Below are 22,828 nucleotides of genomic sequence, written 5' to 3' on the forward strand. Positions count from 1 at the left end.
AAGGAGACGGAGATGAGCAACGAACAGCACGACGGCAGCGGCCCGGATGCCGACGTACGGCATCGGGCCGGGCCTTTCGACATCCGCAACGTGATCGGCGCGCTGATCGGGTTCTACGGCATCGTGCTGATCATCGTGGGCCTCGTCGCGGACTCCGCCCAGGATCGCCTGAAGACAGGCGGCGTGAACGCCAACTTGTGGGCCGGTCTCGCGATGACGGTCTTCGCGGTCAGCCTTCTGCTGTGGTCGCGCTACCGTCCGGTGGTCGTCGAATGAACAAGGACCTGATGAGGCATCCCTATCAGCCGGCGACCGGATGAGCGCCACCCGCGAGGCCCCTGGTACGACGGGCCATCCGCTGCGCTGGCGGACGTTGGGGGTGAGCCAGCTCGCCGCGTTCATGGCATTGCTCGACGTCAGCATCGTCAACGTCGCCCTGCCGTCCATCGAGCGAGGACTCGGCGTTTCGGCCGCGACGGCGCAGTGGGTGGTGTCCGGCTACGCCCTGAGCTTCGGGCTGGCGTTGGTACCGGCCGGTCGACTCGGCGACGCGTTGGGCCGGCGCCGGATGTTCCTGATCGCGCTGGCGGCGTTCGTACTGACCAGTGCCCTGACCGGCGCGGCGCCGACCATCGGACTGTTGATCGCCGCACGGCTGCTACAAGGTGTCGCCGGCGGGATGCTCCTGCCGCAGAACTCCGGCCTGATCCAGGAGCTCTTCCAGGGAGCTGAACGCGGACGGGCCTTCGGCATCCTCGGTGCGACTGTCGGAGTGGCGACGGCGACCGGACCGGTGGTCGGCGGCCTGATCATCACGTTGATCGCCGGGCCGGATGCCTGGCGGTGGGTGTTCTACGTGAACGTACCGATCGGCGTGGTCGCTCTGGTACTCGCGGCGCGGTGGGTTCCGGCACGTTCGGGAGATGGCCGCGGTAGGACGCACCTGGACCTGATCGGGTCGCTGCTGCTGGGAGCCGGAGTACTGTGCCTGCTGCTCCCGGCGGTAGATGCCGAGAGCAACGGTCTGGGCCAGGACTGGTGGCTCCTGGTCGCGGCCGTGGGTCTGCTGGCCGCCTTCGCCCGCTGGGAGCTGAGCGTCGTACGTCGCGGACGTCAGCCGGTGCTCGACCCGAGGCTGGCGCACACGTCCGGGTTCGCTGCCGGATCGCTGATCGGCCTGGTCTACTTCATCGGGTTCACCGGCATCTGGCTCGTGCTGGCGCTGTTCTTCCAGGACGGGTTCGGTTACTCGCCGCTGCGTTCCGGGCTGGCGGTGACCCCGTTCGCGATCGGGATCGCGGTCTCCGCGGCGATCGCGGGGCGTCTGGTCTCGAGATTCGGTCGTGTACTGACGGTGGCCGGGCTGATTGCGACCGTTGCCGGTCTCGTGTCCACCGCACTGGTCCTGCGGCATGTCGGTGGCGAGACCGCGGCGTGGGCGGCCGCCGGCCCGTTGCTGGTGGCAGGGCTCGGCGGCGGCATGGTCACGTCCCCCAACGTCACGCTGACCCTTCAGCACGTTCCCGTCGACATGGCCGGCGCGGCAGGTGGTGCCCTGCAGACCGCTCAGCGGATCGGCTCGGCGATCGGCACCGCCGTACTGGCGACGATCTTCTATCGGGTGCTCATGAGCTCGGCGCACAACTACTCGCGAGCGGCTTCGGATGCTCTGTTGAGCGCCTCCGCACTCATGGTCCTGACCTTGCTGATAGCAACCATCGACCTGCTCAAGCATGTCGGCGCTTCCTCCGGAAATGAAGGATGACCGCGACGGCTGCCAAGGCGATCAGGGCCAGCGGTACGTAGGTGATGACGCGGTCCAGCTTCGCCAGCGAGGCAGAGAAGGCGTAGCCGAGCAGGACACAACCAGCGCCCCAGACCACGGCGCCGGCCACGTTCCACGGCAGGAAAGTGCGCAGGTAGGGCATCCGGGCCATGCCGGCCAGGCCCGGCATCAGGGCTCGCAGGCCGGCGGTGAACCGGCCGAGCAGTACCGCGCGTCCGCCGTACCGGCGAAGGAAGTCATCGGCACGGCTCCATCGATCGCCTCCGACCCGGCGGCCCAACGCAGACGAGCGCAGCCTCGGTCCGAGACGGCGACCGACCTCATAGCCCACGCTGTCGCCGAGGGCGGCCGACCCGATGGCCACCGCCACCATCGGCCACAGGGAGATCCAGCCCTGATGGGCGGCGAACCCGGCTACCACCAAGGCGGTCTCACCGGGCAGGACCAGCCCGGCCATGATCGCGGCCTCCGCGCAGGCAAGGCCGCCTGCGATGACGTAGAACCACGCCCCGAGCTGTGCACCGAGTTGCTGCAGGAATCCGAGCACTCTGACCCTAGTGAGGATCTCCGCCGGCCAGGAACCGGCTGGGATCGCCTGCGGCGCTGGCGTTCCGGCTCAACCAGGCGTTGAGCCCATGGGGATCGCGGCGTTCGAGCTCGTCCAGGTAATGCTGTCGGGCTTCGACGATGCGCAGCCGGGCGGCCGCCGTGGTCGCCTGCCGGAGGGCCTCGTAGCTGTCCTGCCAGTGCCTGCACAGCTCGGCCGTCGTCAGCGCACCGCTGCGGCGTCTGCCCGGCAGGTGCCCGAGCCGACGTCCGAACCACCGCATCGCAGGTGGCGACGCTGCACCGAGTATGACCAGCAAGAACGGTCCCGCAGGCCCCAGCAGGACGGCATATCCCGCAGACGCCAGCATGACCGCGATCACCGTGGCCACGGTGCCAACTGCCTTCCACGCCTTGGCGGCACGCGTCGTGTCTCTCGCCTTGGACCAGCGACTGCTCGCTACGGTCGCTCCGATCATGGCGCCGATGAACAGAAGTACGAACAACACATCGGTCGACACCAGGAACAGTCCCGCCATCAGGCCCAGTACGACGATCAAGCCGCACAAGACACTCCACACGAGCGGATACACCTGACGGCGGTGGGTACGGCGTCTCATCTCGATACCTCTCGGGACGTCGGGACTACACCCTCGAAGCATCGCTCCCGACAGGCGGTGTTGTCGTCGACGTGAGCACCCAGCCGATAGGCCCGCTAACAGGAGTCCTGCCCTGCCTGCTAGCCGGAACCGCCGAGCGGCGGTTGCCGGCCGGTCCTAGTAGTCGGCTTGGCGCTCGGTCGAGAGCAGCGGCCGCACCGACGTACGGATGACGATGTGAGTGCCGAGGAGTTGGCGTTCGCGGCCGGAGCCAGGCGCGGGACGCTCCATGGCGAGGCGGACGGCGGCCTTGCCCATCTCCTCGTGCGGCATGTAGACGGTCGTGAGCGGCGGCCACAGCTCCTGCGCGACCGGGATGTTGTCGTAGCCGACCAGCGAGACGTCGTCGGGCACTCCGAGGCCCTTCTCACGCAGCGCGGCAAGAGCCCCGGACGCCATGACATCGTTGTGCGCGAAGATCGCGGTGAACTCCAGCCCCTGGTCGAGCGCCTGCTGACACCCCTGGAACCCGCCACTTCGATCGGCACTGCACGCGATCCGCAACGACGGATCGACGACCACGCCGAAGTCCTCGTGGGCCCGCAGGTATCCCTCGACTCGCCCGATCGTCGTCGTGGATCGTTCCGGACCGGTCAACGTCAGGATCCGGCGGTGTCCCATCGACAGCAGATGGCTCGTCGCGGCGTACGCCCCGCCACGGTTGTCGTACTCGACCACGAGAGCGGGCACGCCGGCCGCGAGCGGTGGCCGGCCGCAGAGCACGAGCTGGGACCCACGCGCGTGCAACGCCCTCGCATGGGCGGCCATCCGGTGCTCGTACTCCTCGGTGACTTCGACGCCGCCGACCAAGATGACCGCCTCGACATCGTCCTGCTCCTCGAGCCAGGCGAACACCGCCTCCTCGCGCTGCAGCTCGCCGCCGGTGATGTACACCGAGCTGAGCCGTCCGTAGTCGCCCGCGGCCTCGGCGACACCGGCAGCGACATGGCTGCGCAGCGGCGACACGACGTCCGACACCACCATCGCGATGAGAGACGTGGCGGTACTGCGTTTCGCCGGCCTCGCCGGGACGACGTAGTGCAGCTCCTCCACCGCCTGCAGGACCTTGGCCCGGGTCGCTTCGGCGACCGGGTAGTCACTGGTCAGAGCCCGCGACGCAGTGGCGACCGAGACCTGGGCACGCCGGGCCACGTCACGCAGCGACGGCCCGCTGCGGCGGGGCGTTCCCTCGATCTCGGTCATCGACTACTTCTACCTGATTCCGGCAAAGATTGCGCCCAGGTCGAACGCCTGTCGTTCGTCGCCCCAGTCGATCGTGACGACAGCGCCGTCGACGTCGGCACTGGCAACGTTCTCCACAGGTACGCCGCTCAGCGTGGCGCCGGCGACATAGATCGTGTCCGCCGGAGACGTCGTCGACAGCAACTCGGGAACGACGGCCCACTCGCCGTACGCCGTTCCGTACGACGCGCTCGACGTACCCGCAGAGGTCCAGCCGTGCAGGCCGACGAGACCCGACCGGAGACCGCCGGCCTCGACATCCAATGCGAAACCGTCCGCCGCGACCTCGAAGTCACTCGGGTGTGATCCCGCGACCGCCCAACCACTGATCCGCAGCGGGAGCGACGGTGGAATCCAGATGAGCCGGTGGATTCGCACCTCCTGAGCTCCGCGCGCCGCGGTGAGGCTCTCGATCCGTGCCGACGGCAGGACCGGTCCGCCGTCGGCGGTGTCGCTGGCCTCCCACGGCGAGAAGCGCGGGAACCTCGGCGCGTGCCAGGAGGCGATCCAGTTCGGGCCGGATGCGACCGGGTGGATCTTTCGGCGAGCGCTCCAGACGCGTCTGATGCGTACTTGGATGTCGTTGTCGGCCGGGTCGTGCAACGAGGTCGGCCCGGTCCGGGTGGAGTACCCGAAGCGCGCGTACAGCGGATCGGGAGCGCCCGCGTCGGCGGCGTCCGGCTTGAGGTGATCGCTGCCGTGGTTGTGCACCCTGACGAGGCCGTCGGCCGCGGTGTTCTGGATCAGCAGCCCGATGTCGAGTGCCTGCACCTGATCCTCGGTGTCGGTCGGGAGGGCCGTCTCCTCCGAAGTCCACACCGGATGATCCGCCGGGAGCATCAACGCGAGGAACCCTTTCGACGCCCAGTACGGCGAGCCAGGCCCGGAGTACCGCTGGATCGTCGGCAGGTGTTCTCGGTGCCAGCCGAGGGACAGTACGCCGTTGTCGGTGATCGAGCCGCGTTCGACGAAGTACCGCAGGCCGCCCGACAAGATCCGGCGGGTCTGCCCGGGGCTCAGCGGGGTACGGCCGACCGCTTCGCCGAGGGCGACCGCCGCGAGGGTCGCGGTGCGATAGGTCATGCTTCGCCCGTAGTACAGCGGTGCGCCGTTGCGGTCGAACGTCCGGGCGAAGGACTGCAGAAACTCCTCCAGCCGATCGCCGTAGCGCTGTTCGAGTTCGCGGATGCCGCGCAGGCGGGCGTGCAGGACCGGGTACAGGTGCAAGGCCCAGCCGATGTAGTGGTCGAAGGCGTCGCCCGCGCCGTCGGAGTACCAGCCCTGTCCGCGGTACCAGACCTCGATCAGCCCGAGCGCGCGGTCGATCACGTACCGGGTCTGGTCATCGGCCCGGCCGACGCCCTCGAGGAAGCTCGCGATCGTCGCGGGGAACAGGTACCAGTTGTTCGGCGAGGGCTCCTGTTCGATCGTGGCCCGGAACCAGTCGGCCAGACGGTCCTGTTCGTCGGGCTTGAGCCTGCCCCAGGTGTCGTCCTTGGTGAGATGGAGACTGAGCGCGATCCCGGCGGCCTCGACGTGCGGCTGCCCGTCGCGTCCGATGTGCCCGACGACCGGCCACGACTCGTTGTCGTCGGCACCGATCGTCCGGGTGCCGGCGATCAGCCCGTCGACGTACTTCTGCAGATGTCCGTTGCGGTCCGCTCCGCCGGCATGCAGGAACGCGGCCAGCAGGAACGTCCGGGCGAAACCCTCCAGTCCGTCGGTCGCGGTTCCTTGCTGGGACGGACGGCCGGGGAAGTTGATCCGCGCGCCCGCAGGCGAACGGTAGGCATCGGCCGAGGCCAGCAGGTGGTCGGCGACCGCGATCCAGTGGTCGCGGGTCAGACCGGAGTACGGGCTCAGCGTGCGGTCCTCGGCGGGCAGCACCGACGCGAGCGGTCCGGCGACCTGCAGCGGAGGCAGTACGGGCTTCATCGAGAACCTTTCGTCAGAAAGCGGGTGGGGATCATCCCTTGATCCCCGAAGTCGCCATACCGGCGATGAAGTAGCGCTGACCGAGGACGAACAGCAGGATCATCGGCAGCGTGGCCAAAGCGGACATCGCCATCAGGAACGGCCACTGCACATTGCCCTGGCCCTGGGCGAACGTCGCGAGACCGAACTGTAGTGGGCGCAGGCTCTCCGAGCTCGTGGCCACCAGCGGCCAGATGAATCCGTTCCAGGCGGACTCGACATTGAACAGCGTGATGGTCACGAACGCCGGAGCAGCCAACGGCGCCATGATCCGGAAGAAGATGCCGATCTCCGACACCCCGTCCACCCGGGCGGCGTCGGCCAGCTCGGCCGGCAGCGAGACGAAGAACTGCCTGGCCAGGAACGTGTACAGCGGCGCGGAGACGAACGGCACGATCAGCGCTGCCCAGGTGTTGAGCCACCCGGTGCCGCCGTTGCCGAGGATGTCGTTGCCGCCTGCCAGCGGGATCCGCCGTACCACGAGGAACAGCGGAACGATCAGCACCTGGAACGGGACGATCAGCAGGACGATGAAGTAGTTGAGGATGCCCTTGCGGCCACGGATCGGCAACTGCGCCAGCGCGTACCCGGCCGCCGTACAGAACGCGAGCACCGGGATGGTCTGCCCGACCACGACGATGATGCTGTTGCGGAAGTACGTCAGGAACGGCGCTGCCTTGAGCGCGTCCACGTAGTTGCGCCACTCGATCCGGTCGGGCAGCCAGGAGAACCCGTTCACCTCGTTGAGGTTCTTGAACGAGGTGAGGATCATCCAGATGAACGGCACGACCATCAGGAAGCCCGCAACGGCCAGCACCACCACCAGCAGCACCTTGGCCGGCGAGATGCTGCGGGCCGACCGGCCCGTTGTCACCGCGGCGCTGCTCATAGGTCCTCCCGGTTCCGCAGGCTCAGGCGGCCGAGGCTGATCAGGATGCCGACGAAGACCAGCATGATCACGGTCTCCGCGGAGGCATAGCCGATGTGCAGCCGCTCGAACGCGTTGGTGAAGATGTCGAAGGTCAGCACGTTGGTGGCGTTCGCGGGTCCGCCACCGGTGGTTACATAGATCAGGTCGAACACCTGGAACGATCCCGCGATCGAGGTCACCAGGACGAAGAAGTGCACCGGCGCGAGGCCCGGCCAGGTGACGTTCCAGAACGTCTGCCACTTGGAAGCTCCGTCAAGCGTCGCTGCCTCGATGAGGTCCGGCGAGATGCTCTGCAGCGCGGCCAGGTAGATGATCATCTTCGCGCCGAGGCCCTGCCAGATACCGACCAGCATCAACGCCGGCAATGCGACGTCGGGATCGGTCAGCCAGCCTGATCTCGCCAGGCCGAAGAACGCGAGTACCTGGTTGCCGAGGCCCGCGGCCGGGTTGTAGATCCACAGCCACACGGCCGCGACAGCGACCGTCGAGGTGACCACCGGAATGTAGAACAGCGTCCGGAACAGCCCGCGGGCAGGGATCTTCTGATTGAGGCCCAGCGCAACGGCCAGCGACAACGCCATCGCAACCGGGACGACCGCGATCGTGTACAGCAGCGTGTTCTTGACCGCGTTGAGGAACTGCGCGTCCTGGAAGAGATCCAGGTAGTTCTTCAGCCCGATCCAGTCCCCCTGCCCCGCCACCCTGGCATTGGTGAAGCTGAGGTAGACCGCCATCACACCGGGGATCGCGATGAAGATCACCGAGTGGACCAAGGAGGGTGCGAGCAGGAGCCACCCGGCGCGTGCCTTGGCCCGCTCGACGCCGCCCCGACGGCGCCGGGACGGTCGCGTGACCGCGGCAACGACCGGTCGTTCAAGTGTCTCGGTGGTCATTTGCGCGCCACGGTGTCGAGTTCCTTGAGGACGTCCTGCGGCGACTTGCGTCCGAGGATCACCTCGTCGAGCGACGGACCGAACTTGGCCCGGAAGTCGAGGAAGGTGGCGCCGCCGTACTCGAAGACCGACTTGTCCAGGTTCTTCCAGGCGAAGGAACCGGCCGGGTTCGACTTCACGAAGGCGCTGTCACCGGCGTTGCTGCTGATCGGTACGCCGACGTCCAGCTTCGAGATCGCCTCCTGCGACGTCGGGTCCTGCATCGCTCGGATGAAAGCCAGCGCCGCCTGCGGGTACTTCGTCCCGTCACCGACGGAGGCGACCCGGCCACCGACGTACATGACCTCCTTGGCGTCCTTCAGGTTGAAGTAGACGAGGTCCTTGCACTTCGCACCGATGCCCTGGCCCTTGGTCGAGCAGTCGACGTACGGGCTGGCGAAGCCCATCGCGGCCTCACCGGTCGTCACCAGCGCGGTCTTCGCGGAGTTCTGATAGCCGTACGTCGAGGACTTGTCGACGCTGACCATGTCGTGGATCAACTGCAGGGCGTCGATCCCGGCCTGACCGTTGAACGCGGGCTGGCCGTCCGGCGTGAACATCTGACCGCCCTTCGCGCCCATGAACGCGACGAACTGCTGGCGATAGTTGCTCGCCGGTGCCCAGAAGTCGAAGCCGGTCCGGGTGATCTGCCCCTTGGCGTCGCGCGTGGTCAGCTTCTTCGCGTCCTCGCGGAGCTCGGTCAGCGACTGCGGCGCCTTGTTCGGGTCCAGTCCGGCCGCCGCGAACGCACTCTTGCTGTAGGCAAGCAGTCGCGGGTTCGCCACGATCGGTACGGCGTACAACTCGTCGTTGTACTTCATCGGCGGCACGAAGGCCGGGTAGACCGACTTCTCCAGGTCCTCGGTCTTCACGCCGAGCTTCGTCAGCGACTGGATCGCTCCCAGGTCGGCCAGCGGCTGCACCCAGCCGATCCCGGCGCTGACCACGTCGTAGTTCTTGCCGGCCGCGAGCGAGGTCGAGATCTTCTCGTTGAGGTTGTCGTACGGCACGAAGTCCGGCTCGACCTTCATCTGCGGGTACGTCTTGTGGAAGATGTCGACGATCCCCTGGAAGACGGCCTGGCCTTCGTTGTTCGCCGGGAAGTTCGGTACGACGACCCGCAGGGTGCCGGTCGCGGTCGCCGGGTCCTGACCTTCGGCTGCCGTGTCACCACCGGAGGAACACCCGGCGATCGCGGTCATCGCGATGGCCACGGCCGCGGACGCCGCGACCTTCAGTCCTCGCTGCATCACTCTTCACCACTTCCTGTCGGCGACCGCCTCAGCGGTCCGGTAAACGCTTCCCGACACGGTAAGCGTTTCTAGTATCGTTTCGCAATACCCAGGTTATCTCTCTGAAACGAGAAGCTGCTCAGGCCATCAGGTCGTACGTTTCCGGGAGCACCTCGTGCCGCAGATCGCGACCGGTCAGGTAGCGCCGGACCTCGTCGACGGCAATCGATCCCTGAGCTCGCCGCGAGTGCCAGGTCCGGGCTCCGAGGTGCGGGGTCAGCAGGACGTTCGGCAACTGCCACCACTCCGAGTCGAGCGGTAGCGGCTCGTCGTCGAACACGTCGAGCGCAGCGCTCAGCCGCCCGCTGCGAACCTCGGCCAGCAAGGCGTCGGTGTCGACGAGGGCGGAGCGTGCGGTGTTGACGACGACACCTCCGTCCGGGATCAGCGCCAACCTCGGGGCGTCGAGCATGTGCCTGGTCTCGCGGCGTACCGGCGCGTGCAGGGCCACGACGGTCGACTGGCCGAGCAGCGTCTCGAGTGGAACCAATCTGGCTCCCAGCCGCTTGGCTTCCTGCTCGTCCAGGTAAGGGTCGTAGACCAGCACTTCGGAGCCCGCGGCCACGCTGAGCTGGAGATATGCCCGTCCGACCCGGCTGGCGCCGATGACTCCCACAGTGGAATCGGCGAGCGTCCGCGCCAGACCGAAGTCGGCTCCACGCCAGTCATGCGCGCCGGCCATGACCCGGTCGATCCGGTCCAGGTCACGCAGCCGGGCGATCGTCATGTACAGCGCCAACTCGGCGACGGACTGCGCCATCCCCGCAGACGCCTGGCTGGCCCGCACACCGCGAGACAACAAGGCCTGTGGCACCAGCGATCGGATCGTCCCCGCGCTGTGCACGACGAGCCGCAGGTTGTCCTCCGGCGCGAGCCGCTCGGGCAACGGCTCCGACCCCCAGCCGGTGACGAGTACATCCGCCTGCAACCTGCCACCACCGTCACCCTTGCGGACGAGTCTCCCGATCCCCCTCAGCCCCTGCTCCAGGCCGTCGCCGAAGAGTTCGGCTTCCAGCGCGGGCGGCACATCCACGTACACGACAGGCACAGCCATCAAGGCCCTCTCGATGCAGTAACAGACAGAAACGTTTCTACATCGGCGACGATAACACGCCGCTGGTTTCTAGCGCCCAGGTCGTTGGACCGTTGTCATCGTTTGGGCGGTGCCGTCGAGGTCGGCCCCGAGAACGTACGGTCGAGCGTCATGCTCACCACGGCACTGACACCACACATCGGACACCACGCGGCCGCCAGGATCACGGCGGAGGCACTGTCCACCGGAGATCCGGTCGATGTCGTCGCCGCCCGGCACGGCATCCCCCGAGAGCAGTTCTGGCGGTGGTGCGACCCGAAGACCATGACCGGCGCCGACGACCAACGCCCCTGGACCAACGACGCTTGATCCGCCGGAGGCCTCATGCGTCACGCCGGGGTGGCTGTGTACCAAACCGGGTAGCGTCGGGGCGGCAAGTGCTTGCCGAGTGCGTGGAGGATTTGAATGAGTAGCGTGCTGGTCACCGGAGCGTCGGGGGTCGCTGGGCGGGAGGTTTCGCGGCGGCTTGCTGCGGCGGGGCATCGCGTGCGGCGGGCGGATGTTATGCCCTCGCCTGATCCTGCGGACGCTGGGATCGGGGAGTTCGTGCGGTGTGATACGCGTACGCCGACCGACGTGCTCGAGGCGGTGGAGGGCTGTGACGCCGTCGTACACCTTGCGGCGTGGCACAACGCTCACCGGCCGGATGTCAGTGACGCGACGATCTTTGCGGTCAACGTCGACGGCACGTTCAACGTCGTACAGGCGTGCCGGGCGGCCGGCGTCCGGAGCGTCGTGTTCGCATCGTCGATGGCGTATGGGTGGGGCAGCGTTTACAGCGTCACCAAGGTGCTCGGCGAGGACCTCTGGAAGATGTACCAGGAGACGACCGGGGCATCGGTCGCGCTGCTGCGGTATCACGGCTTCGTGCCCGAGCCTTACCTTCGCTGGGGCGAACGGCTGCTGCGCAACGGTGTCGACGTACGCGATATCGCGACCGCGACGGTCGCCGCGACCGAGGCTGCGATCGCGCACCGCTTCGACCTGTTCCGGACGATCGTGCACAGCGACCACGGGATGCCCGAGGAGGTCCGCGCCGACTTCGCTGCGCGCGGCGTCGAGTGGTCGGAGTCGCGGATGCCGGGCGCAGCCGAGCTGATCGAACGCCACGGCCTCGCGCTACCGGACACCGTCGAGCAGCACGACCTCAGCGAGGCCGCTGACCTGCTCGACTGGCGTCCCGAGCACGACTTCATCGAGTTCCTCACCGACCTCCAACGACGCGAAACAGCCGGAGAAGACGTCACCGCCCTCTGGGCCCCCGGCCGCATCCCGGCCTGAGCCCTAGCGGGGGTCGATGTACTTCCAGGTTTTGCCGTGGTTGGTGCTGGTGATGACGTGGTTGCCGTTGTACTGCATGCCGTAGACGAAGTCGCCTACCCCGATCACCTGGCCCAGGTCGGTCGGTGGGGTGAACGGCGTACCGGCGCCGGGCCGGAGCAGCTCGCGGTCCTTGCCTCCTTGGTAGAGCGCGAGGCCCGTGCCGTTGTCGAAGGCAACAGGAGACGACAGGTACGTCGAGTTCCGGGTAGCCACTGTCGCCCAGTGATCGCCCCGGTCGGTGGACAACCGCAGCGGCACCTCGTCATCCGGCCGGGCCATCTCGGGCTTGTTGCCCGGGATCACCACCAACGTGTTGCCGTCCGGGCTGACTCCCAGCCGGCCGTGCATCCGGCCCGGGCTGATGACGGAGTGGTCCCAGGTTCTGCCGTGGTCATCGGTCCAGTAGATGTTGCCGACGCCGCTGTTCCTGGCGCCGACCAGCCACCATCGTCCGGTGGTATCGCGTTGCGGCGTGTAGCTGTTGTCGACCCCGGGGACCTTCACCTCCCGGAGAACGCCGGTCTCCGGATTCAGCGCCCGCAGCGGGCCATCGCCCATCAGTACGTCGCCGTCCCCGAACTCTGTGATCGGCGGAGCCCAGTGCAGCTTCTTCTCGATCCGGCCCTTGTCGGTCAGTCCGACCATCAGGGCCTGGGCCCAGGTCGGGTCGCTGCCCTTCATACTCGTCGGCGTCGACAGCGCCAGTACGTCGTCGCCGTCCGCCACCACGGCGTACCCGGTCTTGCTCACCGGCGCGGTGGTCCGCACACCGTCACGGCTCAGCACCGCGGCGTAGTTCCAGGTGTATCCCGGCTGGGCCAGCATCCACACCGCCGCCCAGCGGGTCGGGGTGGCGAACGCGATGCCGGCAAAGCCCGACTTCTTGTCGTGGACCAGCTTCTCGGCCGCCTGGTCGACCGGCATCGACACACCGGCCGCCGGCGGCTTCTCGGTGCCGGTCACCTTGCCGAGCGGCAGCACGGCAGCCAGTACTGCGATGGTCACCGCCACAGCAACTCCCGCACCGGTCAGCGCCTGCCGACGGTGCCGGCGGCGAACGCCACGGCGCTCGAGAGTCTCGAAGGGCAACGGGTGGACCGACTCCTGGACCTCCCAGGACAGTTCCTTCAGCTCAGACATGGTTGACCTCCTCGGCGTCGTCGGCGAACTCGTGGACCAGCGGGGCCAGGCCGGCCCTGCCGCGGGAGAGGCGTGCCTTGATCGTCCCCTCGGGAACCCGCAGCTGTACGGCGATCTCGCGTACCGGCAGGTCGACGATGTGGTGCAGCACGATCGCCTCGCGCTGTTCGTACGGGAGCTGCCGCAGGGCCTCGACCAGAGCGACCCGGTCCGCGGACAGCCCGGTGATCGTGGTCTCGGGAACACCTGCGCGGGAGAGCAACCCGTGGAACCGGGTCGCGCGGCGGTACTTCCGACGTACGGCGTTCAGCGCGACTGTGCGCAGCCACCCCTCGGGGTTGTCGAGCTGCGCGAACCGCCGGGGCTTCTCGACCGCCCGCACGAACGCCTCCTGAACGGCGTCCTCGGCCTCACCCAGATCCCCGCAGATCGCGAACAGCTGCCCGACCAGCCGCCGGTAGCACCCCTCGTACAGCTCGCGCACCGTGTCGCCGTCAGCCATCACCACTCCCCAGATCGGACCCTTTGCCTGCACGAGTCCTGGCGTGAGGATCTGGTTGCATGACAGTTCAGATCGATGCCCGGCTCGACTCGCGGAGGACGAGTTCGTGCGGGACGGTGTAGACGCGGGCCGGGTCGCGGTTGCCTTCGATTCTGCTGATCAGGGCCTCGAACGTCCGGTCGGCCAGTAGGTCCAGGTCGGTCGCGACGCTGCTCAGGCTGGGTGACAGGTACTGGCCGTCGACGATGTTGTCCCAGCCGATCACCGCGACGTCATCGGGGACCCGAACCTGGTGCTCGATGAAGGTCCGGATGGCGCCGATGGCCAGCAGGTCGCTGGCGCAGACCAGGGCGTCGATCTCGCCGATCAGCGGCAGCAGTTGCTCGGCCATTGCGGCGCCTGTCTCCCGGGAGTAGCGGTCGCAGCGGAGCAGCCAGTCGTCCCGCGTCTCCAGGCCGAGCTCGTCCACGGCGGCGCGGACGCCCCGGAACCGTAACTGGCCGACGCTCAACGGCCGGGAGGGATTGCCGCCGATGTAGGCGATCCGCCGCCGTCCGCCGTCAGCCAGATGCCGTACGACGTCCCGCGCGGACTGCTCGTTGTCGATCGCGACGTAGTCGGCCGCGCCCTCGCTCAGGTGTTCGCCGAGCAGCACCATCGGGGTGAACCGGCTCATGTCGGCGAGCCGCTCCGGGTCCACGGCCAGCGGGCTGTAGATCACGCCGTCGATGCTGTTGCCGGGATACCCGGCGGCGGCCCGGAGTTCGTGCTCGTCGCTGCGCCCGGTCTCGTCGGTGAAAACGGCGTACCCCCGCCGTTCGCCCGCCATGATCAGCGCGTGCGCCAGCGCACCGAGGTACGGCTCGTCGATCCGTGGGACCGCGAGCGCGACGATGTTGCTGCGCCCGCTCTGCAACTGCCGGCCGACCAGCGAAGGCGTGTAGCCCAGTTCGGCGATCGCGGCCTTGACTCGGGCCCGGGTCTCGGCCTTCACGTGGCGCCGCTCGTGGACGACGTTCGTCACGGTCTTCAGCGACACCCCGGCCAACTCGGCGACGTCCTTCAACCGCGCGGGACGGGCCGGCCGGCCATCCGGACCGGCATCAACGTCAGGCGCCATCGTGGTCCCTCCGATTACCTCAAACACAGTAGGACGACATCTTGACAGAGCTCGCGAGCACCGCAACCATCACTTCTAACGTTAGAAATTCTAACGTTAGAACTTTTCCTGACGCAGTGCCACCGACACCGGGAGTGGCTCATGAAGAAGATCGCGTTCGTCGCCTCGGCCGTGCTGTCCACCGCCACGCTGCTCGCCACCGCGGCGTGCACGGGTGGCGCCCCCGGCACCGGCTCCGAGGACGTCAAGCAAGACACCAGCGGCCAGCAGGAGATCCGCTACATGATCGGCCAGCCGGAGGATCCGGCGGACCTCGAGCTGATCAAATCCGACCTGAAGACGTTCGAGACCAAGAACCCGGGGATCACGGTGAAGCTCGACGTCATCCCGAGCGAGAACGTCCGGACCGTGCTGCAGACCCAGTTGCGGTCGGGCCAGGGTCCGGACGTCTTCGGCTACGACACCGGGCCGGGCTTCGCCGGCGCGCTGGCCAAGGCCGGGCTGGTCTACGACCTGACCAAGGCGTACGCCGACAAGAAGTGGCCGATCTACGACTTCGCGAAGAAGCGGGTCACGTTCGACGGCAAGATCGTCGGCGTACCGAGCCAGATCGAGGAGGTCGGCGTCTTCTACAACAAGACGCTGTTCGCGAAGTACGGGATCGCCGAACCGAAGAGCCTCACCGACCTGACCGCCGCGGCCGAGAAGCTCAAGCAGAACAACGTCGTCCCGTTCGCCGTCAGCGACAAGGAAGGCTGGCAGGGCGGCCATCTGCTCAGCATGTCGCTGTCCAGCGCCGTCGGGTCGAAGGGTATGGACGACCTGCTCAACGGCCGTACGTCGTGGAACACCCAGCCGGTCGTGGATTCGCTGGCCGTCTGGAAGGACTGGAACGACAAGAAGCTGCTGACGCCGTCACCGACCGCGGTCAGCTACGACAACGCGAACGCGCTGTTCTACTCCGGCAAGGCCGCGATGAACCCGACCGGCAGCTGGCTCGCGCTGGACATCGAGCGGAACGCCAAGTTCGACGTCGGCTTCATCCCGTTCCCGGCCAAGGACGGTGCCGGCATCTTCAGCGGCGGTCTCGGCTCGGGCACCTTCGTGTCCGCCTCGACCACCAAGGCGGATGCCTCGATCAAGTTCCTGGACTACCTGCTCACCCCCGAGCACGGCCGCTGGGCCGCGGAGAAGCTGCAGGACATCCCGGCGTACCCGATCGACACGAACGGGATGACGGCGTCGCCGCTGTTCAAGCAGGTGCTGGACGACTCGGCCAAGATCGCCGACGGCACGGGTGACTTCGGGTACAACATCGACGTCCTCACCACCGATGTCTTCAACAACGCCATGTGGAAGGGGATCCAGGGCATCCTGAGCGGGCAGGGTGACGCGGCGAAGGTGGCTGCGCAACTGCAGACGGCGTACGAGAAGTCGGCGAAATAGATGGGGGCCGTCAGCAACGTTCCGGCGGTCACCCGGAGGGCGCAGGCGCGGCTCGGCATCCTGCTCGCCCTGCCGGTGGCGATCATCACCGCGGTGTTCTTCGTCTTCCCGATGGCGAACGCGCTGTACTACTCGGTGGTCGACTTCGACGGTCTCGATCCGACACCGCCGTTCGTCGGGCTGCGGAACTTCACCGAGATGTTCACCGACGCCGCGACCTGGCATGCCCTCGGCAACAATGCGATCTGGATCGCGATCGGCACCGCTGCGCCGATGATCATCGGGCTGCTGGTGGCAGTCCTGATCTGGTCCGGGCGCGGCGGAGCGACGTACCGATTGCTGTTCTTCCTGCCGTTCATGCTGCCCGGCGTGGCGATCGGCATCGTCTGGGGGTGGATCTACGATCCGGTCAACGGGTGGATCAACCGGGTGCTCGACGCCGTCGGACTGGACGGGTTGACCCGCGGCTGGCTCGGTGATCCGAAGACCGCGATCTTCGCCGTACTGGCGACCGCGATCTGGGCGACGTGTGGTTTCGTCACGATGATCATCCTGTCCGCGCTCCGCAACGTGGACGTGGAGCTGGTCGACGCTGCCCGGATCGACGGTGCGAACGCCGGTCAGCGGTTGTGGCACATCCTGTTGCCGCAGATCATGCCGGTCTTCCTGATGGTGCTGACGCTCACGCTGGTCGGTGGGTTCAGCGTGTTCGACATCATCTTCATCATGACCGGCGGCGGGCCGGCCGACGCCACCGAAGTACTCGGGACCTATGCGTACTCGAGTGCGTTCCAGCTCAACCGGATCAGCTACGGCACCGTGCTGGCGCTGCTGATCACGGTCCTGGCGGTGCCGTTCACGATCATGCTGAACCGGCTGCAACGACGGCTGTCGTTGCAGGGACTGGGGGCGTGATGATCGACCTGCCAGTCGCCGTCTCGAGCAGCAGCCGGTCCGAGGAACGGTTGGAGTTCCGTCGGCACGTCGTACGCCGGTCGACCGGACTCGCGATCCGTCACGTCGTACTCGTGCTGATGGCAGCGCTGACGCTGTTCCCCGTGGTGCTGATCATCTCCACGGCACTCAAGACACCGCAGGATGTGCGGACCGATCCGTTCGGTTTGTTCTCGTCGTTCTCGTTCGAGAACCTGCGCTCGGCCTGGACCGTTGGCCGGTTCAGCAGCTATCTGCTCGACAGTCTGCTGCTGACCGTTCCCAGCACGATCGTCGTGATCGTGATCTCGACGATGGCCGGCTACGCGTTCGCACGCCTGCCTTTCCCCGGGCGTACGGCGATCTTCTACGTCGTCGTACTCGGTCTGCTGGTGCCGTTCTTCACCTACATGATTCCGCTGTACTTCCAGCTGCGGTCGATGGGACTGCTGGACAGCCTGGTCGGGGCCAACCTGGTGCTGATCTCGACCAACCTGTCGTTCGGCACGTTCTTCATGCGCGCGTTCTTCTCCGATCTGCCCGAGGAACTGGAGCAGGCCGCGCGGATCGACGGCGCCTCCGAGAGCCGCATCTTCGCGCAGGTGATGATGCCGCTGGTGAGCTCGGGCGCCGCGGCCCTGGCCGTCTTCACGTTCCTGAGCAACTGGAACAACTTCCTGGTCCCGCTGCTCTACCTACCGAGCGGCAAGTACCGGCCGCTCACCGCCGGTCTCTACAACTTCACCGGCGGCCGCTCGATGGATATCGGCCCGCTGGCGGCCGGCACGTTGATCACCATCGTCCCGATCATCGTGATCTTCGTCGTCCTGCAACGCCAGGTCACGCAGGGCTTCATGTCCGGCGCAGTCAAAGGCTGACCCACACTTCTCGAGGAGACTTATGCCATCTCTGGTCAGATTCAGCTCGTCCCGCGTCGCGGAGGTCGTCCCCGATCTCGAACGTACGCCGGAACCGGACGAGGTCCTGATCCGCACGTTGTACTCCGGTATCTCCGCGGGCACCGAGCTCACGGCGTACCGCGGCAGCAACCCCTATCTGAACAAGCGCTGGGACGACGACTCCCGGCTCTTCGTCGACGGTGACACCTCGATCAGCTACCCGGTCGACGGCTGGGGGTACGAGGAGGTCGGCGAGGTCGTCTCGCTCGGATCGTCGGCCGAAGGCGTCTCGGTCGGCGATGTGATCTGGGGGACGTGGGGACATCGCAGCCACACCGTCAAGAAGGCGTCGTGGGCCGCCGGGCGGGTCCTCGACGCTACCGTCGATCCGCGGATCGGCATCTTCAGCCAGATCGGCGGGATCGCGCTGAACCTGGTGCTGGACGCCGACATCCACATCGGGGAGACGGTCGCCGTCTTCGGTCTCGGCGTACCCGGGCAGTTGGCCGCACAGTTGGCGCGGCTGAACGGTGGCCGGGTGATTGCCGTCGACAACCTTCCGGCCCGTCGTGAGCTGGCGCTGGAGCTGGGCGCGGAGGTTGCGCTCGATCCCGCCGACGGTGGCGTTGCGGAACGGATCCGCGAGCTCACCGACGGCCGAGGTGCCGATGTGTGTTTGGAGGTGTCGGGCAACTATCGCGCCCTGCACGAGGCGGTCCGGTCGGTCGCGTACAGCTCGCGGGTGTGCGTCGCCGGGTTCATGCAAGGTGATGGTGTGGGGCTGCGGCTGGGCGAGGAGTTCCATCACAACCGGATCGCGCTGATCTGCTCGCAGATCTCCGGGGTCGCGCCGTCCTTGCAGCATCGGTGGAACTACGACCGGCTGGCGCGGACAGCGATCCAGCTCGCCGCCGAGAAGCGGCTGAACGTGACCGACCTGATCACGCACACCGTGCCGATGGCGCAGGCCGCGGAGGCCTTCCAGATGCTCGACGAGCGTCCGGAAGAGGCTCTGCAGGTCGTACTCAGCTTCGACGAGGAGGTGACCGTATGACGTTCCGACTGGCGGCCGCGGAGATGACGCTGCCCGGCGAGACCTTGGAGGAGAAGTTCGCCTTCGTCCGGTCGGTGGGCTTCGACGGGATCGAACTGTCCGCCCGTGGTGACGGGATCTTCGGATCGCGGGTGGACGAGCTGCGCCGGGCGCGCGATGCCGGCGTACAGATGCCGACGGCGGTTGTGCACATGGACCACTTCATCGGCGACTTCGACGCGGACCGGCGCCGGGATGCGATCGAGCAGCTCAAGATCCAACTGAGCACGATCGCGGCGGCCGGCGGTACGGGGATCGTCTCGCCGCATGCCTTCGGGTTGTTCTCGCGCCGGTTGCCTCCGTTCGTGCCACCGCGCTCGGTGGAGGACTCCCGTGCGGCGCTCGTCGAGGCGCTCCGGGAGGTGGGTGAGCACGGCGAGTCGGTGGGCGCGAAGGTTTACCTGGAACCGTTGAACCGGTTCGAGGACTTCGTGATCAACCAGCTCGCCGATGCGACCTCCGTGGTGGAAGAGGTCGGATCCGCTGGGGTGATGATCACCGCGGACACCTTCCACATGTCGATCGAAGAAGCGCACGTCGGTGAGTCGATCAGGCAGGCCGGTTCGTCGATCGGTCATGTCCAGCTCGGAGACAACAACCGGCTGGAGCCCGGCGCCGGCCACTACGATTGGCCGGAGACCCTGGACGCGCTGGAGGCCATTGACTACAACGGCTGGCTGGCGATGGAATGCGGCCTCAGCGGCCCGGTCGACCAGGTCCTGCCAAAGGTCGCCAAGCTGCTGACGCGCTGACGCCCCGACGGCCGGGTCGACCAGCAGATGCAGCAACTCCCACTGGAGATCCGGATACTCCTGTACGACGTGGCGCAGGTCCTCGGCGTAGCTGCCCAGGTCCTGCGCCGCTCGCTGGTGTTTGCCTCGCGGGGGCTCGGGCACTAGCGGGGGTGTGACGGCGAAGCAGAGTTTGCGCACAGTAGCTCAGCCTGAGTGGGTCACGCCGATGCTCGCCACGCTGACCGAGGACCGCTTCTCCGACCCCGACTGGCTGTACGAGCGCAAACTCGACGGGGAACGCTGCCTGGTCTTCCGTACTGCGGACGGCGTCCGCCTCCTCTCGCGCAACCAGAAGGAACTGAACAACCACTACCCCGAACTCGTCGAGGCACTGGCCGGCCAGACGAATCAGGACTTCGTGGTCGACGGCGAGATCGTCGCCTTCGAGGGCGGCCGGACCAGCTTCTCCCGGTTGCAAGGACGCATGCAGGTCAACGACCCCGACGCGGCACGCCGTACGGGGGTGAAGGTCTTCCTCTACGTGTTCGACGTCCTGCATCTCGACGGACACGATCTGACCGGCCTCCCGCTCCGCCGACGCAAAGCGCTCCTGCGCAGTGCACTCGAGTACGGCGGTCCGCTCCGCTTCACGCCGCATCGGATCGGCAACGGCGTCGCGTACTGGGAAGAGGCCTGCCGGCGCGGCTGGGAAGGCCTCATCGCCAAGCGTGCCGTCGGAGCCTACGCCTACGGTCGCTCGAAGGACTGGCTGAAGTTCAAGTGCGCCACCGCGCAGGAGTTCGTGATCGGCGGCTACACCGATCCCCAAGGCAGCCGGGTCGGATTCGGCGCACTGCTGATCGGCTACTACGAGAAAGGTGAACTCCGGTACGCCGGGAAAGTAGGGACCGGCTACGACCGTGCGATGCTCGAGCGACTGAGCAGACAACTCGCCGAGCTCGAGCAGGACGAACCGGAGTTTGCCAGCGGCAACTTGCCGCGCTTGCGGGTGCACTGGGTGAAACCGCAGCTCGTCGGCCAGGTCGCCTTCAGCGAATGGACGCGGGACGGGCAACTCCGCCATCCCAGCTTCCAGGGACTGCGCGAGGACAAACCTCCACGTGAGGTGGTCCGGGAGCGTGCACAGTGACCGATCAGGTCCGCGTGGGTCGCCGTACCATCCAGCTGAGCCGGACCGACAAGGTTCTGTTCCCCGACGACGGAGTGACCAAGGGCGACCTGATCAGCTACTACGAGACGGTCGCACCACGGATGGTCCCGTATCTCAAGGGCCGTCCGCTGTCGCTCGAGCGATTCCCGGACGGCATCGACGGCCAACAGGTGTTCCAGCAGACCGTACCGCGATACTTCCCGGACTGGATCGAGACCGCGTCGGTGAAACGGCTCGGGGGTGCCGGCAACGTGAAGCACGCGGTCGTCAGCTCCGCTGCCGCACTGGTGTACCTCGCCAACCAAGCATGCATCACTCCTCACGCCTGGCTGTCTCGCGCCGACCGCCCGAAGAATCCCGATCAGCTGATCTTCGACCTCGACCCGCCGAGCGACGACGGCTTCCCCGCGGCACGCCGCGCCGCCCGCGATGTCCGCGAACTCCTGACCGACCTCGGGCTCCCCTCCCTGGTCAAAACCACCGGAGGCAAAGGACTTCACGTCCACGTTCTCCTGGACCGTACGGCGGACTTCGACCAGGTCCGCGAATTCGCGAGCGGCGTCGCGCAGGTGCTCGTCGCTCGTGACCCGAAGCGCTACACCATCGAGCAGCGCATAGCGAAACGGGAAGGGCGGCTGTACCTCGACATCATGCGCAACGCCTACGGGCAGACCGCGGTACCGCCTTACGCCGTGCGAGCCCGGCCGGGCGCGCCGGTTGCCACCCCGTTGGACTGGAGCGAACTCGACGATCGCCGGATGCGCGGCGACCGGTTCACCATTCGCTCAGTTGTGCGCCGCTTTGAGCGGGACGGCGATCCATGGCGCGGGTCGAGTCGCCGCCGGTCCTTGACCCGACCATGGCGTCGCCTGAATGACTTGCTGACCGAGAAATAGCGCCGGGAGCTCAGACGCGTTGGCCGGTGCCGTGGATGCCGTGGTGGTCGATGCGGGTCAGTTCCTCGTCGGTGAGGGCCGGGAAGTCGAGCGCGGCGAGGTTGTGGTCGAGTTGGGTGGTCGAGCTTGCGCCGATCAGGGCAGTCGTCACCTGCGGCTGACGCAGTACCCACTGGAGGGCAAGCTGTGCCAAGGACTGGCCGCGCTCTCGGGCGAGCTCGTTCAGCGCCGTCGCGCGCTCGCGATAGACGTCGTCGATCTGATCCGGTGAGAGGAACGCGCTGGCCGCGGCGCGGGCGCCGGCCGGGATCGTGCCGTCTAGGTACTTGTCGGTCAGCAACCCCTGCGCAAGGGGGCTGTAGGCAACCAATCCGAACCCGTCCTCGGCGGCGAGCTTCAGCAGTCCGCTGGTCTCCGGCGTACGGTCGAAGATCGAGTACCGCGGCTGATGAACCAGCAGCGGTACGCCGGCCGCACGCAGCAACGCGGCGACCTCGTGCGCGCGCTCCGTCGGGTAGTTCGAGATGCCGACGTACAACGCCTTGCCCTGCTGGACCGCGCTCACCAACGCGCCCACGGTCTCGTCCAGCGGCGTCGACGGATCCGGCCGGTGGTGGTAGAAGATGTCGACGTAGTCGGTGCCGAGATCGCGCAGGCTGCGCTCGAGCGACACCAGCAGCGACTTGCGCGAACCGCCTTTGAGATATGGGCTCGGCCCGATCGGGTTACCGGCCTTCGAAGTCAGGATGAGTTCGTCGCGGTACGGCGCCAGGTCCGTCCGCAGCACCTGCCCGAACACCTGCTCCGCGGCCCGGTGCGGCGGCCCGTACCGGTTGGCATTGTCGAAATGCGTGATGCCCAGATCGAACGCATGCAGCAAGATCTCCCGCTGCGTCCCGAACGGGTAGTCACGACCGAACTTCTGCCACAACCCCAACGACAACGCCGGCAGATCCAGCCCGGAGTCCCCCGCCCGCCGATACTCCAGCCGCTCGTACCGCCCGTCGGCCGCCCGATAGTCCCGCTCGACCGTCATTCACATCCGCCCTTCGGCTGACCAACTCACGAACCCGATCGCACGCATGCCTCAACATTCACACCCGCCGGATCGCGATC

General features: G+C 67.2%; 23 protein-coding genes. 11 read left to right on the forward strand and 12 right to left on the reverse strand.

Going from position 1 to position 22,828, the window contains the following annotated elements; all coding sequences use genetic code 11:
* Window positions 1–12: 12 nt before the first annotated feature.
* Window positions 13–276 carry a hypothetical protein gene (locus ACFWUU_RS05705; RefSeq protein ID WP_380173034.1) on the forward strand — a complete coding sequence of 88 codons (264 nt, stop codon included), beginning with the start codon at window positions 13–15 and terminating at the stop codon, window positions 274–276.
* Window positions 277–316: 40 nt separating this feature from the next.
* Entirely contained in the window at window positions 317–1,765 is a 1,449-nt protein-coding gene (locus tag ACFWUU_RS05710; protein WP_380173035.1) for an MFS transporter, read from the forward strand.
* On the opposite strand, the gene ACFWUU_RS05715 is transcribed toward ACFWUU_RS05710, so the two are convergent.
* The 8 genes from ACFWUU_RS05715 to ACFWUU_RS05750 form a co-directional block, all read right to left on the reverse strand.
* Entirely contained in the window at window positions 1,728–2,333 is a 606-nt protein-coding gene (locus ACFWUU_RS05715; protein WP_380173037.1) for a DedA family protein, read from the reverse strand. The genes ACFWUU_RS05710 and ACFWUU_RS05715 overlap by 38 nt on opposite strands.
* 7 nt (window positions 2,334–2,340) lie before the next feature.
* Window positions 2,341–2,952, reverse strand: a complete 612-nt coding sequence (locus ACFWUU_RS05720; RefSeq protein ID WP_380173040.1) for a hypothetical protein — start codon at window positions 2,950–2,952, stop codon at window positions 2,341–2,343.
* 156 nt (window positions 2,953–3,108) lie between these two features.
* Window positions 3,109–4,194: a LacI family DNA-binding transcriptional regulator gene (locus tag ACFWUU_RS05725; protein WP_137253443.1), complete on the reverse strand. Its 1,086-nt coding sequence runs from the start codon at window positions 4,192–4,194 to the stop codon at window positions 3,109–3,111.
* Between the two features lie 9 nt (window positions 4,195–4,203).
* Window positions 4,204–6,168: a DUF2264 domain-containing protein gene (locus ACFWUU_RS05730; RefSeq protein ID WP_380173041.1), complete on the reverse strand. Its 1,965-nt coding sequence runs from the start codon at window positions 6,166–6,168 to the stop codon at window positions 4,204–4,206.
* A gap of 31 nt (window positions 6,169–6,199) precedes the next feature.
* Entirely contained in the window at window positions 6,200–7,096 is an 897-nt protein-coding gene (locus ACFWUU_RS05735) for a carbohydrate ABC transporter permease (protein WP_137253441.1), read from the reverse strand.
* Window positions 7,093–8,031, reverse strand: a complete 939-nt coding sequence (locus tag ACFWUU_RS05740) for a carbohydrate ABC transporter permease (protein WP_380173043.1) — start codon at window positions 8,029–8,031, stop codon at window positions 7,093–7,095. Before ACFWUU_RS05740 ends, ACFWUU_RS05735 begins: the two co-directional genes overlap by 4 nt.
* Complete coding sequence (locus tag ACFWUU_RS05745) at window positions 8,028–9,320, reverse strand: extracellular solute-binding protein (RefSeq protein WP_380173045.1); 1,293 nt, start codon at window positions 9,318–9,320, stop codon at window positions 8,028–8,030. The genes ACFWUU_RS05740 and ACFWUU_RS05745 overlap by 4 nt, the downstream gene beginning before the upstream one ends.
* 121 nt (window positions 9,321–9,441) lie before the next feature.
* Window positions 9,442–10,416 carry a hydroxyacid dehydrogenase gene (locus ACFWUU_RS05750; protein WP_380173047.1) on the reverse strand — a complete coding sequence of 325 codons (975 nt, stop codon included), beginning with the start codon at window positions 10,414–10,416 and terminating at the stop codon, window positions 9,442–9,444.
* A 150-nt stretch (window positions 10,417–10,566) separates the two neighbouring features.
* Between ACFWUU_RS05750 and ACFWUU_RS05755 the strand changes: the two genes are divergently transcribed.
* Window positions 10,567–10,764 carry a hypothetical protein gene (locus tag ACFWUU_RS05755; RefSeq protein ID WP_380173049.1) on the forward strand — a complete coding sequence of 66 codons (198 nt, stop codon included), beginning with the start codon at window positions 10,567–10,569 and terminating at the stop codon, window positions 10,762–10,764.
* Window positions 10,765–10,860: 96 nt separating this feature from the next.
* Window positions 10,861–11,736, forward strand: a complete 876-nt coding sequence (locus ACFWUU_RS05760) for an NAD-dependent epimerase/dehydratase family protein (protein ID WP_380173051.1) — start codon at window positions 10,861–10,863, stop codon at window positions 11,734–11,736.
* 3 nt (window positions 11,737–11,739) lie between these two features.
* Here ACFWUU_RS05760 and ACFWUU_RS05765 read toward each other — a convergent pair whose 3' ends face one another.
* The 3 genes from ACFWUU_RS05765 to ACFWUU_RS05775 all read right to left on the reverse strand — a co-directional run bounded on the left by ACFWUU_RS05765 (window position 11,740) and on the right by ACFWUU_RS05775 (window position 14,540).
* On the reverse strand, window positions 11,740–12,918 hold the full coding sequence (locus ACFWUU_RS05765) for a hypothetical protein (protein WP_380173053.1): 1,179 nt from the start codon (window positions 12,916–12,918) through the stop codon (window positions 11,740–11,742).
* On the reverse strand, window positions 12,911–13,420 hold the full coding sequence (locus ACFWUU_RS05770) for an RNA polymerase sigma factor (RefSeq protein WP_137253435.1): 510 nt from the start codon (window positions 13,418–13,420) through the stop codon (window positions 12,911–12,913). Before ACFWUU_RS05770 ends, ACFWUU_RS05765 begins: the two co-directional genes overlap by 8 nt.
* Before the next feature lie 67 nt (window positions 13,421–13,487).
* Complete coding sequence (locus tag ACFWUU_RS05775) at window positions 13,488–14,540, reverse strand: LacI family DNA-binding transcriptional regulator (RefSeq protein ID WP_380173055.1); 1,053 nt, start codon at window positions 14,538–14,540, stop codon at window positions 13,488–13,490.
* A gap of 141 nt (window positions 14,541–14,681) precedes the next feature.
* On the opposite strand from ACFWUU_RS05775, the gene ACFWUU_RS05780 reads away from it, so the two are divergent.
* The 7 genes from ACFWUU_RS05780 to ligD (ACFWUU_RS05810) all read left to right on the forward strand — a co-directional run bounded on the left by ACFWUU_RS05780 (window position 14,682) and on the right by ligD (ACFWUU_RS05810) (window position 21,712).
* A complete protein-coding gene (locus ACFWUU_RS05780; protein ID WP_137253433.1) occupies window positions 14,682–15,986 on the forward strand; it encodes an ABC transporter substrate-binding protein in 1,305 nt (434 codons plus the stop codon).
* Window positions 15,987–16,901 (forward strand): carbohydrate ABC transporter permease, encoded by a 915-nt coding sequence (locus ACFWUU_RS05785; RefSeq protein ID WP_380173057.1) that lies wholly within the window; start codon window positions 15,987–15,989, stop codon window positions 16,899–16,901.
* Window positions 16,901–17,797, forward strand: coding sequence for a carbohydrate ABC transporter permease (locus ACFWUU_RS05790; protein WP_380173059.1), 897 nt, complete (start codon window positions 16,901–16,903; stop codon window positions 17,795–17,797). The genes ACFWUU_RS05785 and ACFWUU_RS05790 overlap by 1 nt, the downstream gene beginning before the upstream one ends.
* 22 nt (window positions 17,798–17,819) lie before the next feature.
* Entirely contained in the window at window positions 17,820–18,872 is a 1,053-nt protein-coding gene (locus ACFWUU_RS05795) for a zinc-binding dehydrogenase (RefSeq protein WP_380173061.1), read from the forward strand.
* Window positions 18,869–19,663: a sugar phosphate isomerase/epimerase family protein gene (locus ACFWUU_RS05800; protein WP_380173062.1), complete on the forward strand. Its 795-nt coding sequence runs from the start codon at window positions 18,869–18,871 to the stop codon at window positions 19,661–19,663. The genes ACFWUU_RS05795 and ACFWUU_RS05800 overlap by 4 nt, the downstream gene beginning before the upstream one ends.
* Window positions 19,664–19,871: 208 nt before the next feature.
* The gene (gene ligD / locus ACFWUU_RS05805; protein ID WP_380173064.1) at window positions 19,872–20,795 is read left to right on the forward strand and encodes a non-homologous end-joining DNA ligase; all 924 of its coding nucleotides are present in this window, start codon (window positions 19,872–19,874) and stop codon (window positions 20,793–20,795) included.
* Window positions 20,792–21,712 carry a non-homologous end-joining DNA ligase gene (ligD, locus tag ACFWUU_RS05810; protein WP_380173066.1) on the forward strand — a complete coding sequence of 307 codons (921 nt, stop codon included), beginning with the start codon at window positions 20,792–20,794 and terminating at the stop codon, window positions 21,710–21,712. The genes ligD (ACFWUU_RS05805) and ligD (ACFWUU_RS05810) overlap by 4 nt, the downstream gene beginning before the upstream one ends.
* Window positions 21,713–21,722: 10 nt before the next feature.
* Here the strand turns inward: ligD (ACFWUU_RS05810) and ACFWUU_RS05815 are convergent, their stop codons facing one another.
* On the reverse strand, window positions 21,723–22,748 hold the full coding sequence (locus tag ACFWUU_RS05815) for an aldo/keto reductase (RefSeq protein ID WP_380173068.1): 1,026 nt from the start codon (window positions 22,746–22,748) through the stop codon (window positions 21,723–21,725).
* Window positions 22,749–22,828 lie beyond the last annotated feature (80 nt).

It is taken from the genome of Kribbella sp. NPDC058693 (assembly GCF_042715335.1).
Lineage (GTDB): Bacteria > Actinomycetota > Actinomycetes > Propionibacteriales > Kribbellaceae > Kribbella > Kribbella jiaozuonensis.